General features: G+C 69.4%; 15 protein-coding genes and 1 pseudogene. 11 read left to right on the plus strand and 5 right to left on the minus strand.

Translation table 11 applies throughout. The features are described 5' to 3' along the window. Window positions 1-242 precede the first annotated feature (242 nt). Window positions 243-548 (minus strand): hypothetical protein, encoded by a 306-nt coding sequence (locus tag AB0I77_RS18615; protein ID WP_363283654.1) that lies wholly within the window; start codon window positions 546-548, stop codon window positions 243-245. A gap of 176 nt (window positions 549-724) precedes the next feature. On the opposite strand from AB0I77_RS18615, the gene AB0I77_RS18620 reads away from it, so the two are divergent. Continuing rightward, on the plus strand, window positions 725-1,150 hold the full coding sequence (locus AB0I77_RS18620) for an Hsp20/alpha crystallin family protein (RefSeq protein ID WP_363283655.1): 426 nt from the start codon (window positions 725-727) through the stop codon (window positions 1,148-1,150). A gap of 91 nt (window positions 1,151-1,241) precedes the next feature. Beyond that, window positions 1,242-1,619: pseudogene (locus tag AB0I77_RS18625) on the plus strand (DUF2267 domain-containing protein); the annotation flags it as partial. A gap of 15 nt (window positions 1,620-1,634) precedes the next feature. On the opposite strand, the gene AB0I77_RS18630 reads toward AB0I77_RS18625, so the two are convergent. Further along, window positions 1,635-2,162: a hypothetical protein gene (locus tag AB0I77_RS18630; RefSeq protein ID WP_363283656.1), complete on the minus strand. Its 528-nt coding sequence runs from the start codon at window positions 2,160-2,162 to the stop codon at window positions 1,635-1,637. A 125-nt stretch (window positions 2,163-2,287) separates the two neighbouring features. Here AB0I77_RS18630 and AB0I77_RS18635 point away from each other — a divergent pair, with 125 nt between their 5' ends. Together AB0I77_RS18635 and AB0I77_RS18640 are read left to right on the plus strand one after the other, a co-directional pair. Next, window positions 2,288-3,133: an alpha/beta hydrolase gene (locus tag AB0I77_RS18635; protein ID WP_363283657.1), complete on the plus strand. Its 846-nt coding sequence runs from the start codon at window positions 2,288-2,290 to the stop codon at window positions 3,131-3,133. 66 nt (window positions 3,134-3,199) lie between these two features. Beyond that, the gene (locus tag AB0I77_RS18640) at window positions 3,200-4,900 is read left to right on the plus strand and encodes a glycosyltransferase (RefSeq protein ID WP_363283658.1); all 1,701 of its coding nucleotides are present in this window, start codon (window positions 3,200-3,202) and stop codon (window positions 4,898-4,900) included. 196 nt (window positions 4,901-5,096) lie between these two features. Here AB0I77_RS18640 and AB0I77_RS18645 read toward each other — a convergent pair whose 3' ends face one another. Next, a complete protein-coding gene (locus AB0I77_RS18645; protein ID WP_363283659.1) occupies window positions 5,097-7,520 on the minus strand; it encodes an LPXTG cell wall anchor domain-containing protein in 2,424 nt (807 codons plus the stop codon). Window positions 7,521-7,748: 228 nt separating this feature from the next. Between AB0I77_RS18645 and AB0I77_RS18650 the strand changes: the two genes are divergently transcribed. Further along, window positions 7,749-8,270: a hypothetical protein gene (locus AB0I77_RS18650; protein ID WP_363283660.1), complete on the plus strand. Its 522-nt coding sequence runs from the start codon at window positions 7,749-7,751 to the stop codon at window positions 8,268-8,270. 78 nt (window positions 8,271-8,348) lie between these two features. On the opposite strand, the gene AB0I77_RS18655 is transcribed toward AB0I77_RS18650, so the two are convergent. Further along, window positions 8,349-8,981, minus strand: coding sequence for an antibiotic biosynthesis monooxygenase (locus AB0I77_RS18655; protein WP_363283661.1), 633 nt, complete (start codon window positions 8,979-8,981; stop codon window positions 8,349-8,351). Between the two features lie 319 nt (window positions 8,982-9,300). Between AB0I77_RS18655 and AB0I77_RS18660 the strand changes: the two genes are divergently transcribed. The 3 genes from AB0I77_RS18660 (at window position 9,301) to AB0I77_RS18670 (ending at window position 10,871) form a co-directional block, all read left to right on the plus strand. Beyond that, window positions 9,301-10,065, plus strand: coding sequence for an alpha/beta hydrolase (locus AB0I77_RS18660; protein WP_363283663.1), 765 nt, complete (start codon window positions 9,301-9,303; stop codon window positions 10,063-10,065). Between the two features lie 125 nt (window positions 10,066-10,190). Further along, on the plus strand, window positions 10,191-10,541 hold the full coding sequence (locus tag AB0I77_RS18665) for a hypothetical protein (protein WP_363283664.1): 351 nt from the start codon (window positions 10,191-10,193) through the stop codon (window positions 10,539-10,541). Between the two features lie 3 nt (window positions 10,542-10,544). Continuing rightward, window positions 10,545-10,871, plus strand: a complete 327-nt coding sequence (locus AB0I77_RS18670) for a hypothetical protein (protein WP_363283665.1) — start codon at window positions 10,545-10,547, stop codon at window positions 10,869-10,871. A gap of 7 nt (window positions 10,872-10,878) precedes the next feature. Here AB0I77_RS18670 and AB0I77_RS18675 read toward each other — a convergent pair whose 3' ends face one another. Beyond that, window positions 10,879-11,817 (minus strand): alpha/beta fold hydrolase, encoded by a 939-nt coding sequence (locus AB0I77_RS18675; protein WP_363283666.1) that lies wholly within the window; start codon window positions 11,815-11,817, stop codon window positions 10,879-10,881. Window positions 11,818-11,987: 170 nt separating this feature from the next. Here AB0I77_RS18675 and AB0I77_RS18680 point away from each other — a divergent pair, with 170 nt between their 5' ends. The 3 genes from AB0I77_RS18680 (at window position 11,988) to AB0I77_RS18690 (ending at window position 14,701) form a co-directional block, all read left to right on the plus strand. Continuing rightward, window positions 11,988-12,578 (plus strand): TetR/AcrR family transcriptional regulator, encoded by a 591-nt coding sequence (locus AB0I77_RS18680; protein ID WP_363283667.1) that lies wholly within the window; start codon window positions 11,988-11,990, stop codon window positions 12,576-12,578. A 1,217-nt stretch (window positions 12,579-13,795) separates the two neighbouring features. Further along, entirely contained in the window at window positions 13,796-14,146 is a 351-nt protein-coding gene (locus AB0I77_RS18685) for a gas vesicle protein (protein WP_363283669.1), read from the plus strand. 168 nt (window positions 14,147-14,314) lie between these two features. Further along, window positions 14,315-14,701 carry a gas vesicle structural protein GvpA gene (locus AB0I77_RS18690; RefSeq protein WP_363283670.1) on the plus strand — a complete coding sequence of 129 codons (387 nt, stop codon included), beginning with the start codon at window positions 14,315-14,317 and terminating at the stop codon, window positions 14,699-14,701. Window positions 14,702-14,742 lie beyond the last annotated feature (41 nt).

Below are 14,742 nucleotides of genomic sequence, written 5' to 3' on the forward strand. Positions count from 1 at the left end.
GCCGGTCCCCGGCTTCCGGTCCGGTCTCCGGCTACCGGCCTTGGCCCTCTGGCCGCCGGCCCACCCCCGGCTTCCGGTCCGGTCTCGGCCCTTTGGCTTTCGGCCCGGTCTCCGGCCCCGGTCCCGGGCCTCCGGCCTGGTCTCCGGCCACCAGTCCCGGGCCCTCCGGCCACCAGCCCCGGGCCCTCCGGTCACCAGCCCCGGGCCCTCTGGGCCCTTGCCCCCGCCCCCGTCCCCGTGCCTCACCCGCGCCGGTCGGCGACCGCCCAGGACGTCAGGGCCACGGCGCCCGCCATGCCGAACACGGCCGGCCAGGCGCCCACCTTCTTGGCCAGTGGGTGGGACCCGGCGAAGGCGGCGACGTACGCGGCCGTCAGGGCGCCTGCGGTCTTGCCGCCCGCCTGCCGGCGCCACCGCTGTGCGGCCGCGGCTCCGGCGACGGCCAGTACGGCACCGCCGAGCTGGCGCTTCTTGGTCCAGCGGGCCATGCCGTACCCGCCGACTAGCCCGCTCGCGGCGATCACCGCTGTGGGAACCCTGGCCGCCATCACTACCTCCTGCACACCTGCTTCGGCACACCTGGCCGAACGCTGCACCGAGGCTAACGCTCAGGTGGACCGTCACCTCGGACCTGAGTCGAGCCTTGTCAAGTTTTCTCCTTCGAGCTATATAAGAAGTCGTAGGGCATCGCACACGCAGCGCCTGATGAAAGGAGTGAACTGTGATGCTCATGCGCACCGATCCCTTCCGCGAATTCGACCGACTCGCGCAGCAGGTCTTCGGCTCCGCCACCGCTCCCTCCGCGATGGCGATGGACGCCTACCGGTCCGGGGACGACTTCATCGTCCACTTCGACCTCCCCGGCATCGACCCGGAGACGATCGAGCTGGACGTCGAACGCAACGTCCTGGACGTCCGCGCGGAGCGCCGTTCCCCCGCCCCCGAGGACGCGGAACTGCTCGTCGCCGAGCGCCCGACGGGCAGCTTCACCCGTCAGCTCTTCCTCGGCGACACCCTCGACACGGAACGCATCGACGCCTCGTACGACGCCGGCGTCCTGACCCTGCGCATCCCCGTGGCCGAGCAGGCCAAGCCGCGCCGCATCCAGATCTCGGGCGGTGGCAGCGATCGTAAGCAGATCGGCAGCTGACCGAACCCAGGGAAGGAAACAAGGCAGGTAGCGAAAGAAGCCAGGAGAGCGTCCCGCGGGTGCCTGCCCGCGGGACGCGCGGCCACGACTCGACGCCGGCCAGTACCCGACCGGGGCGGAGGCGGAACGCGTCACCCGTATCGTCCTGTCGGCCCTCGGCGGCCATGTGACCGGCGACGAACGCGTCGACCTCGCCCGCGCCCTGCCCGAAGAGGCGGCCAGGGTGGTCGTGGACCAGATCCCGGCGACGCGCCCGTTGACGGCGGCGGAGTTCGTCGACATGATCGCCGCCCGCATCCAGGGAGCCACCCCGGCCGCGGCCCGCTGGGACGTCAGCTCGGTCCTGAGCGTCCTGCCGCAGCTGGTCGGCGTCGACCTGACGGACCGCGTTCTGGCCCAACTGCCGCCGGGTTACGCCCTGCTGTTCGGCAAGGCGGAACTGGCAGCGGTCGGCGCCACGGCGGGCTGACCGAACCGAGACTCGTCAACTCCCCCGCTGGGCTTCGCCCTCCCTCGCGCCGGCCCTGGCGCGCAGCTCCGCGACGTAACCGGAGCCGATCGCACATCCGACGGCGGTCAGGGCGAAGCCCAGCACGGCGGGATTGACGTATCCGGGTACGTCACCGTTGTCGTAACTCCCGCCGTCACTCGTCTCGCACACGAACCCGAGAGGGATGAAACCGACCGTGTAGTCCGTGATCTCGACGCCTTGCTGGTGCCGTTCCCACCAGCCCGGCGTACGGCAGGACTGCACCGGTGCCGAGTCGGTGCCCCCGTCCTCCGCCGTCATGAACGCGCCGGCGACGTACAGGAGCCCCCACGCGTACACGGCGACCGCGACGGAGCCGCAGAGAGCGGCGAGCCCGCGAAGCACCACGGGCAGGCCGGAGCGCCGTACAGCGCGGTCGGCCAGGAGGCCGCAGCCGTACCCGCAGAGCCGGAAGGCAACCACCACCGCGATCACGACGAACAGCAGCATCAGCAACCACATCGCGGCCCCCGTACCGATCACGGATCATTGAGTCCGCAGAGTTCAGCAGGGCAGGGCGGATCGAGCTGTGGCGGAGCCCACAATTCCGGCAACGGCCGTGTCACGGACCCGCGCGCTCCCGTCGAGACCCAGGAGATGAAAGCCCGTTGACCAGGCCGAACCCCACCAACGGGACCACCCACCTCACCACCCCCGACGGCACACGCATCGCCTATCGCGACCGCGACCGCGACCACACCCCACCGCACCTCCCCCCAACAGCCCCCGCCGTACTGCTCCTGCACGGCCTCGCAGGCCACATGGGCGAATGGGACGACCTGACGTCCCGCCTGCTCGCCGCCGGCCACCGGGTGGTGACGTACGACGCCAGAGGCCACGGCGCGAGCACGCGCCGCCCGCCGGCCACGACCCGCGCCGCCCACGTCCAGGACGCCGTAAGCCTGATCGAGAACCTCTCCCTGGCCCCCGTAACCCTGGTGGGCCAGTCCCTGGGCGGCCATACGGCCATGCTGCTGGCGTCGGCCCGCCCGGACCTGGTCGCCTCCCTGGTCCTCGTAGAGGCAGGCCCCGCGGGCCCGAACCCGGACCTCCCGGCACAGATCGCGGCCTGGCTGGACGGCTGGCCGACGCCCTTCACCTCCCTGGAGGAGGCGACGGCCTTCCTGGGGCATGAGGCATGGGCCAGGGGCCTGGAGGAACGGGACGGTCAGCCCGGCTGGTACCCGCGAACGGACCGCGACACGATGATCGAGACGGTCTCCGAACTGGCCGCCAGCGCCTACTGGACGCAGTGGTCGCGGATCCGCTGCCCGACTCTCCTGGTCCAGGGCGAGAACGGAACCATGCGCCCCGGCGAACCGACCGCCATGCTGACCCGCCGCCCGGCCGGCACCGAGTACACGCTCATCCCCGACGCGTCCCATGACGTCCATCTGGACCAACCGGAGGCGCTCCACGAGGCGATCGCGGCGTTCCTCCTTCACACTCGATGACTGAAGCAACCTTTGCCTTGACCTGAACGTCTCTTGAACAAGAGATGTAATCGCCGGGGGGGTTCCATGCTCGAAACGCTCAAGGCCAGCATCGTCGTGCCCGTGTACAACGCGGGCCGCTACATCGAACTCTGCGCACCTTCGCTGCTCGACCAGAGCCTCGGCCCGGACGCCTACGAGATCATCTACGTCGACGACGGCTCGACCGACGACTCCGCGGAGCGTCTCGACCGGCTCGCCGCCCAGCATGCGCACGTGCGCGTGGTCCACCAGGAGAACTCCGGCTGGCCGGGCAAACCCCGCAACGTCGGTGTGCGGCTGGCCCGCGGCGCATACGTCCAGTTCGTCGACCAGGACGACGAACTCACCCCCGAGGCCCTCGAACGCCTCCACCGCCTCGCCACCCGCAACTGCTCCGACATCGTCCTGGGCAAGGTCGTCGGCACCATGGCGGGCCCCAGCAGCCTCTTCAAACGCACCGTCGACCAGTGCACGGCCGAAGACGCTCTCCTCTTCGAGAGCCTGACCCCGCACAAGTTCTTCCGCCGGAACTTCCTGCTCGACCAGGGCATCGAGTTCCCCGAGGGACCGGTCCGCCTGGAGGACCAGCTCTTCATGGCCCGCGCCTACCTGCGCGCCAAGACCGTCTCCATCCTCGGCGACTACCCCTGCTACGTATGGAAGCGCCGCGACGACGGAGGCAACACCAGCGGCCGCGCTGCCGCACCCGAGGACTACTACGGCCATCTCCGCACCGTGGTCGAGGCCATCAAGAAGGACTCCGAACCCGGCCCTCTCCAGGACCATCTGCTCCGCCGCTCCTACCGCGTCGAACTCCTGCGCCCGGTCAGCGAGCCCCGCGTCCTGCAACGCACGGGCAAGGCGCTGGAGCGCTACTTCACCGTCGTACGCCGTATGGCCCTCGACAGCTATCCGCCGGGTGTACGAGAAGGTCTGCCCGCGATCTCGCGGCTCAGGGCGCACCTGCTGGAGGAGGGCCGGCTGGAGTCCCTGGTGGAACTCGCGCGCCGGACCCAGGAGATCAAGCCTCGCCTCACGGTCGACGACCTCCGCTGGCGCAACGGCAGACTCCACATCACCACCACGATCGGCATGTACCGCCCCGACGGCGAACCCCTCACGCTCACCGAACGGTACGGCCGTCTGCTCCTGGACCCCGACTTCCTCGCCGGAATCCAGGGCGCCGAGGGGTGGGAAGCCCCGCACCCCCTCGGACACGCCCGCGGCGAACTGCTCGTGCACGACGCCGCCCGCGACCTGTGGTGGTTCCCGGACAACGACCTGACCCCGCGCACGGAGCCGTACGGCACCGGGCGCCACCGCGTGGTCCTCACCGGCGAGACCGTCATCGACCCGATGACCCTGTCCGGCGGCGAGGCGATGTCCCCCGGTACGCATCTGGTGTGGGCCAGCGCCCAACTCCTCGGCGTCGGGCGCCGGGCCCGCGTCAGCCGGGACGGCGACGGCCCCGGACACGCCACCGTGAGGTCCGCCACCGTGAAGGTCGGCACCCCGCCCCGCCTGGTCGTCCCCGGCTGGGGCGGCCCCGGCGGCCAACTCCGCCTGTCCGTGGGCAAACCGGGCAGCGCCACCGTCCCCCACCGCATCCTCCTGAACACCACAGCGGCCCCCCGCCTGCGCCGCACCGCCCGCACCCTCCTCCACCACCTACCACCCGACGCACGCCGCAGGGTCCGAACCCTGGCGCGGAGGGCGGACCCTTGGAGACCGAACCGAGGGGACTGACGACGGGGCAACCCGGCGTCCACCCACGAGACCGAACTACTGGGGCGAGCCAGGCACCGGACTCACAGGGCTCACAAGACCGGCCCCGCACCCTGTTCGTCAGGTGCGAGGCCGGCTCGTTGTTCAGGCCGTGAGGCCGTGAGGCCGTCAGCCGTCAGCCGTCAGGCCGTTGGGCCGTCAGGCCCTGGTGCCAGGATCAGCTGCTCCCGGTCGTGCGGCGGCGCTTCCACCACATCAGCGCCGTGCCGGCCGCGAGCAACGCCGCGGCGATGGCCGAGGCGGTGAGGACCTGGGTGCCGGTGTCGGCCAGGCCGCCGCCGTCGTCGTCGTTGCCGCCGCCCTGGGGTGCGGGAGTGTGGCTCCCGCTCTGGGACACCGAAGGCTCGGGTGCCGGGGTGGACGGGGTCGGACTCGGCGGCGGGCTGGTGGGCTTGCCGGAACCGGTCGGGGTCGGGCTCGGTGTCGGGGTGGGTGTGCCGTCGTCGTCACCGCCCGGTGCGGAGTGGGTGCCGCTGCCGCCGAGGTAGGCCGTCTCGGTGTCGCGGTAGGCGGTCTCCGTCTTCACGGACGTCTTGGTGGTGCTGTCCAGACGCGGATTCTCCAAGCCGAACTGGAGACGGGTGACGTTCCTCTTCGGAGCCTTGGAGAAGTCGACGCCGCCCCACGAGTAGATGTAGGGCTGCCCGTTCACGGGGATCTCGAACTTGACCTCGCCCTCCCTGAAGGACTTGACCATCTGCCGCCAGACGGTCATCTTGTCCCAGTTCTGGTTCGGGGCGCGCAGCGGCCACCGCTTGAGGTTGTTGCTGTTGATGATCGGGCGGAAGTCGGTGGCCTGCCGGAGGTCCTGGGCGCGCACCCACTCCGCCGCGACGCGGGAGCGGTAGACGGTGCGCAGGTCCTTGTACTTGGCATCGGCGTTGATCTGCTTCTCGACGACCGGGACGATGTACTGGTCGATCAGTCGCTGGTTGTGCTCGATCTGCTCGTCGGTGAGCCTCGTGCACGGGTTGCTGCCCCCGCTGGGCTGCGTGGAGAACTCCTGCGGGGTCGACTGCACGCGCAGCGGGGCGTCGAGGATGTAGACGCCGCCGTCCTGCTCACGGACCTTGGCCGACTTCGGCGTGATCCAGTTGCGGATGCTGTGCAGGCAGGGCGCGCCGTCGATCTTCTCCGCCTGGTCCCACAGCTGCTTGCCGGACGGCGTCTTGTAGTCGATGGCACGGGAGAAGTCCCGCTTCATCTCCATGTCCGCCTCCAGCAGGATGCGGCCGGCGTCCGTGTGGGCGAACCCGTCGTCCATGACCGTGGCGGGGTCGTCCGGGTTGAGGTTCACCCACATCCTGTCCGGGCTCAGCGCGAGCCAGGTGAAGAAGGAGTCCGAGGCGAGCTGGACGGCCGTCTGTCCGCCGAAGCCGGGGTCGGTGTCCTCGTCGGGCACGTAGCCGGACTTGAAGGAGTAGTCGATGCCCTTGCCCTTGACGGGGTTGCCGACGTAGTTCAGCTCCAGGCTGGAGAAGTCGACTCCACCGGGACGTCCGAAGCCGCCGCGGGTGTTGGCGCCCTGATACATGCGCTGGAGGTTCCTGGCCTCCTCCGGAGTGCGGCCGGAGCGGTAGGCGGCGTCGTCGAGCGGGCCGCCGGTGCCGACCCGGCTGGGGCTCGGGTTGAAGGTGGGGTTGTAGCGCGTGTACTGGTTGGGCTGCCAGCGCGGGACGGCGTTCGCGCGCTGCTCGCGGATGGTGACCCCGTTGGAGCGGCCGGTCTCGCGCTGGATGGCGGCGTTGAGAGCCCGGTACTGCTTGAGGGTGTTGTTGCTGGTCTTCTCGCCGGTGATCAGGCGCAGGCTGTGGTCCCTGAACGCCGGGGAGCGCAGGACCTGCTTGTCCACGCGGAACTGCTTGGCGATGTGCTTGCCGTTGGACTTGAACTCGCCCAGTTCCTTGGTCTTCGCGTTGTAGGCGTCGTAGACGCGGACGACCTGCTTGCCGGTCTTGGGGTTGAGGACCGGCTTGCCGTTCTTGTCGGTGACCGGTACCTCGACCTGGCACAGCCAGTCCGGGCCGACCAGCTGGAACTTCCTGACCAGGCGGGACTCGAAGCTGTTGCCCTTGAGCCGGTTGAACTCGTTGCCGATGATCCGGACGTCCATGTAGCGGCGGAAGTCACGGATGGTGCCGCTGTTGTTGCGGGCGATGTTCTGGCCGTAGCGGGCGTAGATCTCCAGGACCCGGTACTTGATGTTCCCGGTCTCCTTGTACTTCGCCTTCCACTTCTCGATGTCGGCGGGCAGCTTGCCGGCGAGCTTGGCCTGAGCCGGGGAAGGGGCCTTGAGGCCGTCGAAGGAGTGGGAGGGGTTGTCGACGAAGTAGTCGCCCCAGTCCGACTCGGGGTTGGTGCTGTACTGCTGGTTCTTGCCGGGTATGCCGGCTCCGGCTATGGGAGCGTCGAACTTGCGGCCCAGATGCAGCTCGTCGCAGCGCTTGCCCTTCAGGGCCGGTGCGGCGACTGCCTGTTCCTGGATGCCGGGCAGGCCGGTGAGCAGCATGCCCGCACCGGCGAGGACGGCGAGAGTCGCGCCGATGCGTCGTTTGACGCGTGCTCTCAGAGGTGTTCTCACGATGAATGTCCCTGATGTGGAGGGGCACTTGGGACATGAATGTACGGCGGCGCGGGCCCCCCGTTACGGTCCGCCGCCGGCTACCGAACCTTAGAGGTTCCTGTGACACCCGAGACAAGCGAAACGCGGCATGCGCGCGTCAACTTCACATGTGTGAAGGACAGTTGGGGCTTTCCGGGGTGTCGGCGACATCCTGTCCTAGCGACATCCTGTCCTAGGGTGGCCCGTATGAGTAAGCAGTCAGGTGAGCGGTCAGGTGGGCAGTCCGGTGGGCAGACGGACGACGGCTCGAGCAGATTCCGCCGGCAGCTCGAGACGTGGCTCGCGGAGCGCGCGAGCAGCTTCGACGCGTGGGCCGAGGAGACGGGGCAGCCCGGCCGCTGGGATTTCACGCCCGAGTCGCTGGACGCTCTGGAGGATCTGGTGCGCTCCCGCTACGGCAGCGACGCGGCGATCGACGCCGGACGCACGGACCCCTTCCTCCAGGGCGCCATCTGGTACATCGGGGAGATGGCGTGCCGGAAGAAGGGGCTGGTGTGGCACTACTGGCCGTTCGCCACCGGCCGCGCGCCGCTTCCGGACCTGTTCGCCTCGGGCGAGCCCGGTTTCATCGACTCCCCGTCCGTGGGCAAGCGCAACGCACGAGAGGGGCAGGGAACGGATCCGCTGGGTCTGCTGCTGTCGCTGTTCTGGGAGAAGGACGACATCGACCGGCCGCTGTCCGCGCATCTGCGGGACATTCTGAAGTGAGCGACGGGGGGATCCGGCCCTCGACCCCGTGATCCCGTTGCCTGTGTTGCCGGTGTTGCCTGTGTTGCCTGTGTCGCCTCAGTCGACGCGCACGTCGGAGAAGACGACCTCGAATTCCTCCAGCCCGGTCACGGTGACATGGGCCTTGGCGGCGCCCTCATGCCTCGCTGCCGCCTGGCTGCCGCGGGACGCGGCGAGAGACTCACGGTCGGTGAACAGCGTGCCGACCAGCCCGCGCCCTCTGGCCCGGTCGATCAGCAGGGACGCCCTGGCCAGTCCCGAGGCCGTTTCGAGCTTGGGAACCACCGTGGCCCGGAACGTCTCGGCGATCAGATCCGCGTCCGAGGGGTCGAACTCCGCCCTGGTGACCCGCAGCCACGCTCCCGCCTCCGGCTGCCGGACCTGGTGGAAGACGACCGCTTCGAAATTGTCGATGGCCGTTGTCGCCGCGAACCGCTCCAGGAGCGCCGCCCGCCGCTCGCGCAGTGCCTCGTCGCTGTTTCTCCGGGCCTCCTCCGACTCCCACCAGGACGCGGTGAGAAGTTTCCCGAGCTCCCGGTCCACGAAGATCCCGAAGCCGCGGAACCCTGGCTGCCGCTCGAGCAGTTCCCGGCCTTCCGTGCTCAGTCCCTCGATGGCCGTGTCGATGTTTGCCGGATCACCGGTCACGTAAGCCGTGCGTACGAACATGACGCCTCCCAGCAGCCGCACACATCCGAAACTTCTTACATGGCCAGTCTTCTACCGGGACTGAACCAGGGCAAACCAGGATGTTATCCGCAACTCACAGAGGGTCCGTTCCCGAAGGTGCCGCGCCAGGTTGGCCCGGCTGCCGGCCCGGCCCGGAAAAGCGGTTGGGCCGGATGCCGTTCGGTTGGTAGCGTGCGGCAACGCCGTGACGTCGTACGAGGAGGTGAGACCCCATGAACGCTGTATCCGTGTGGGTGCTCCCCCTCTTCGTTACGGTCGGGCGACTGACGTAGGTGTCGCCGGGAGCGCCTCGACAAGGCACTCCGAAAGGCAACAACCCATGAATTCAGTGCATTTCACTGCGGAGACGTCGTCGAACGGCGTCGTCGAACGCGACTTCACGGTGGGCGAGATCCCCGGCGTGCTCTGGTCGCCCGCATCCGGCTCCGATCGCGCGCCCCTGGTGCTGCTGGGCCACGGTGGCGGCACGCACAAGAAGTGGCCGGCGATGACGGGCCGTGCACACCTCCTCGTGACCGGCTGCGGCTTCCATGTCGCGTGCATCGACGCGCCCGGCCACGGCGACCGTCCGCGCACGGCGCACGACGAGCAGGAGATCGCCGTGATGCGGCGGGCGATGGAGGCGGGCGAGCCGGTCGGCCCGATCGTCGTCCCTTACAACGCCCACCTGGCCGAGCGTGCCGTACCGGAGTGGCAGGCGACCCTGGACGCCCTCCAGGAGCTGCCGGAGATCGGCGCCGAAGGGCCGGTCGGTTACTACGGCCTGAACATGGGCACCGCGATCGGGGTGCCGTTGACGGCGATCGAACCCAGGATCACCGCCGCGGTCTTCGGAATCTTCTGGCACGAGTCCCTGGCCGAGACGGCGAAGCAGATCACCATTCCGATCGAGTTCACGCTCCAGTGGGACGACGAGCACATCCCACGCCCCTCCGCTCTCGCGTTGTTCGACGCCTTCGCCTCGACGGAAAAGACGTTGCACGCCAACGCGGGCCGGCACAAGGAGCTGCCGAGGTTCGAGGCCGACAGCGCGGTCCGGTTCTTCGCCCGGCATCTCGGCGGGAGCGTCATGACACCGGCCTGACGTGACGGTCATCGGCGTCCGGCCGCCAGTCGGGCGCCGATAACCGGGGCGGTGGTGGTGGCGGCGGTGGTGGTGGTGGCTGACATCAGGAGGGTCGCCAGCATCAGCGACGTAGGCTCTTGCCCATGAGTGCGTTCTTACCGGTCCTGATCTTCGTGGGGGTCCTTGCCGCGGCTCTGGGCTTCTTCGTGTGGCTGGCATCGCGTATTCGACGCCGCGGCCTCGCGGGCGGGGCCATGAGCGGGGCGCTGGCCTCCTTCGAGGAGGCGTACCGCATCACGTCGCACGAGTCGTACGTGGAGATCCGTGCCCAAGCAGAACGCAAGGCGCCGATCCTGTCGCCCGACGGTCACTGGGGGCGAAGCCTCGGCGAAGCCGGTCGGGCGGGGGCGGAGGATGGCCGACCGCAGCCGCGTCCTCGCCGGTCGCGGCGGAGGCTCGGCCGCTGGGTCGGTCGACTGAGGCGCGGTCGCTGACCGGTGGACACAGTGCTGTGGGCTGCGGGCATAGTCGTCGCGCTGGGCGTCGCCGCGTTCCTGGCGGATCGTGTTCTGCTGGCGATGGAGGCTCGGGGCTGGATCTACTGGCGCAGCACCAAGGGGCTGTCGTCCATCGGCGCCGACCTCATCCAGGCGGGAGACCCCGGAGCCCAGGCCATCAAGCGCGCCATGGAACAGGAACGCGTGCGCAAGAACGTCAGGCCGGCGCAAGACCCGCCCTTCCAGGTGGACCTGGACGCCGGCACGGTGCGCATTCGCCGCACCGGACACAACGGGCAAGGGCAGGAACAGGCGCCTCCGTCCTGAGGCTCGCCTACTTGATCTGTAGCTTCCCCAATGGGTTGGGGTCTTCGTCCAGTGCGGTGGCCGCAGCCTTCCAGCTGGTGTCCCTGGTGTCCCTGGTGTTCTCGGGGGAGAGGGCGCTGTGCAGGAAGGCCGAGGTGAGCTGCTGGATCAGCGCGACGCGTGCGGGATTCTCGTCCGTTGTCTCGGCGGCCTCGTACCCCTTGATGCCTCCGAGCGAGTGCTCTGCCCCGAACAGCGTGAGCAGGCTCTTGTTCCCCGGGCTGTAGGTGTAGGGGTCGGTGAACCAGTCCGGTCCGCGCGTGGACAGCAGGGACTGGTCGTTGTCCCCGGCGACGATGAGCGCCGGCACGGTCATGTTGTCGAAGGACGGCTTCATGAAGGGGAAGTTCTCGGCGGCGAAGGGAGTCAGCTCGTCGCCCAGGCCGGTCAGGGCGAGCAGCACGCCCGCAGTGACGCGGGGGTCGGACATGTCCTCGCCGGGAACGCCGCCGGAGTCGAGGATGCGTGCGCCCAGCAGCGTACTCGCCGTCTGGGCTCCCCAGGAGTGGCCGGCCACAGCGATGCGGCTGCGGTCGAGGCGCCCGGCGAGGCCCGGCACGGAGGCTTCCAGAACGTCGAGCTCGTCCAGCACGCGCTTGAGGTCCTCGATACGAAAGCGCCAGATCCGCGGCGTACGGGGGTCCTCGGCAGGGAGGCCGAGCGTCCTGGAGTCGAGGTGGGTGGGCTGAAGGACCACGAAGCCCTGGGCGGCCCAGAAGTCCGCCAGTGGGGCGTAGTCGTTCATCGAGGCCCCGAAACCGTGCGAGAAGACGATGACGGGCAAGGCGGCATCTTCGGTCGCCGGGGCGGATATGCGGACCTGGAGGTCCTCACCGCGGCCCGGGGCGGACAGGACTACCGGCTTGGCAGATATCACCATGGTTGGTGTGTCGTTTATGTCGGACATGAGAATGCCTTTCGTCTTTCGTGAGGTTTCTTCGGGCGGCCCGGCCCCTGGTCTGCGCCTGGCCTGCGCCTGGTCTGCGCCTGGTCTGTCATCATGGCGAAACGGAACCGCGCTCCGCTAACGATACGGAACACGGTTCCGCTTTGCAATCTCACGGAAGGAGCGTCGCGGTGAACGACAGCGGCCAGAGCGCGGGAAGCGCAGCCGGATCCAAGCGCAAGGACGCCCAGCGCAACCGCCAGGCCCTGCTGGAGGCGGCCGCCACGGTCTTCGTCACCTCGGGCGTGGAAGCGCCGGTACGCGACATCGCGGCCAAGGCCGGCGTCGGGATGGGCACGATCTACCGCCACTTCCCGACGCGGGCGGACCTCGTCATCGCCGTCTACCGCCACCAGGTGGACGCCTGCGCCGAAGCCGGGCCCGCCCTGCTGGCGACCAGCCCGACACCGCACGCCGCCCTCGGGCGATGGGTCGACCTCTTCGTCGACTTCCTGGTCACCAAGCACGGCCTCGCAGCCGCGCTACAGGCCGACAACGCCCGCTTCGAGACCTTGCACGCCTACTTCCTCGACCGCCTCCTGCCGGTGTGCACCCAGCTCCTCGACGCCGCTGCCGCCGCCGGTGAGATCCACTCCGACCTCGACGCCCTCCAGCTCATGCACGGCATCGGAAACCTCTGCATCGGCGCCGACAGCGACCCCCACTACGACGCGCGCCGACTGGTCGCGCTCCTCGTCGCGGGACTACGCCAGCCGGGCTGACCGTGCCGCGCCTGTAGGCCGGCGCCGGCCGCAATCGGGCGGGGCTGCTGATCGCCGGCGTCCCTCACCCTGTCAGGCGGACAGCGTCGCGCCGGACAGTTCGCGGAGCAGGATTAGGGCCTGACGGCCTTCTCCGGCACGGTCCTGGCCGTCACCCACGACCGTTGGTTCGCCGCCGACTTCGACCGCTTCCTCGTCTTCGGCGCCGACGGCATCGTCTCTGCCCTATAACCTTCCAGGTTTCCGCCGGCGTGCTGTCAGCAGACGATGAGCGAGCCGGCACCGGGAGGGGTGACGCAGACGACGAGGCAGAAGGCCGCCCGCGGCATCTCGTCGTCCGTCCCATCGGCCCCATCGGCCCTGGACAGAGGCAGCCCGGCTGACCTGCCGCTGCCTACGTTCGCAGCAGTGCCGGAATCCGCAATCCGCTTCGACGTCGGAAGGACCGCACACATGATCGCGCTTATGGAACCTGAGGTGGGGACCGAGGCTCACCTCGCCCCTGACCCGGGTACAGCTGTTCGCTGCCCCGCCACGGCGAAGGGCGGTCCGGGCATGGGTACCCGCGGGTCTGCCAGTCGCCCCTCCACTGCGAAGGGCGGTCCGAGCGTCGGCACCCGTTGCAAAGGCACTCCGGGCGTTGGTAACCGCAGGCCCGTGCACGGCCCCGCCACTGCGAAGGGCGGTCCGGGCGTCGATAGCCGCAGGTCTGTCAGTCGCCCCGCCACTGCGAAGGGCGGCCCTGGCATCGGCGGCCGTTGCAAAGGCTCTCCGGGCGTCGGTTCCCGCAGGCCCGTGCACCGCCCGGCCACGGCGAAGGGCGGCGGTCCGAGCGTTGGTACACGCAGGTCTGTCAGTCGCCCCGCCACTGCGAAGGGCGGCACTCCGGGCATAGGTACACGCAGGTCTGTCCGTCGCCCCGCCACCGCGAAGGGCCAACCGGGTGTCGGTACCCGCAGGTCCGTCCGTTGCTCCGTCATCTCGAAGGGTGGCATCAGCATTGACGAACGGTCCCGCAGGTCCATCCCTGTCGGTCCGGGCAGGCGCTAGCCGACGCCGGCTTCGGTAGCCCGTCTCCCACATCAAAGCGCATTGAAGAAGCAGGGAGTTGACCACCGCACGGCGCCGGTCTGATTGAGCTTCCGTCGATGACATCTCGTACAGGCCGATGTGGCATCCGCTCCCCACACAGGCGGCGGACTTGGCACGGTAGGGGCATGACAAGCATCAACCAGGACGCCCCGGACGCGCCGAACTCCCCCAATTCGACAGGGAACACGCCAGATGACACGGCAGGCCGTTCCGGCCGTGCGACCGCCGCCCAGGCCATGCGCGGCGCGGCGACCCAACTCGCCGAGCTGATCGGTACCACCCCGGAGTCCGTCTCCGCCCTTCGGCCGGCACCGGACGGCTGGACGGCCGACGTGGAGGTCGTCGAGCTGGAACGGGTCCCCGACACCATGACCATCATGGCGAGCTACCGGGTCACCCTGGACGCCCAGGGCCAACTCCTCGGCTACGAACGGGTGCGCCGCTACGCCCGCGGCCAACTCGACCGTGGGCGCTAGCACTTCAGCGACCCACCCGGCGGTGAACACGGCCGCCACCGCGCCCGTACGTAAAAGCGGCACGGCACCGTCCGATTACCCGGTGCCGTACCGACCGTGGACGCCGGGGCAGGCGAAGCCGCCCGGTGTCACGCCGCGAACGGAGCGCAGCCGAAGGGAACCCGAACCGTGACCGTCATGACGCAGACAGGCGGGGTGCAACCCGCAGCCGCCTCGGGTGGTTCGGGGACCGCCGGCCTCTACGACATCCTCGAACTCATCCTGGACCGTGGGCTCGTCATCGACGTGTTCATCCGGGTCTCGCTGGTCGGTATCGAGATCCTCAAGATCGACGTACGGATCGTCATCGCCAGCGTGGACACGTACCTCCGCTTCGCCGAGGCCTGCAACCGCCTCGACCTGGAGTCGGGCCGCAAGGCCCCCGACAAGCTCACGGACCTCGTCGGCAACATCGTCGAGAGCGGCGCCAGGGGCAAGACCGGGGGCGCGATCAGCGGCGCCATCGACGCGATCAGCGATGTCTTCGACGGCGACGACAAGGAGGAGGAGCGGTGAACAGCGTCCCGCCGACCGAACCCCCGGCGGATCAGACCCAC

The sequence above is a fragment of the Streptomyces sp. NPDC050619 genome, assembly GCF_040654815.1.
GTDB lineage: Bacteria > Actinomycetota > Actinomycetes > Streptomycetales > Streptomycetaceae > Streptomyces.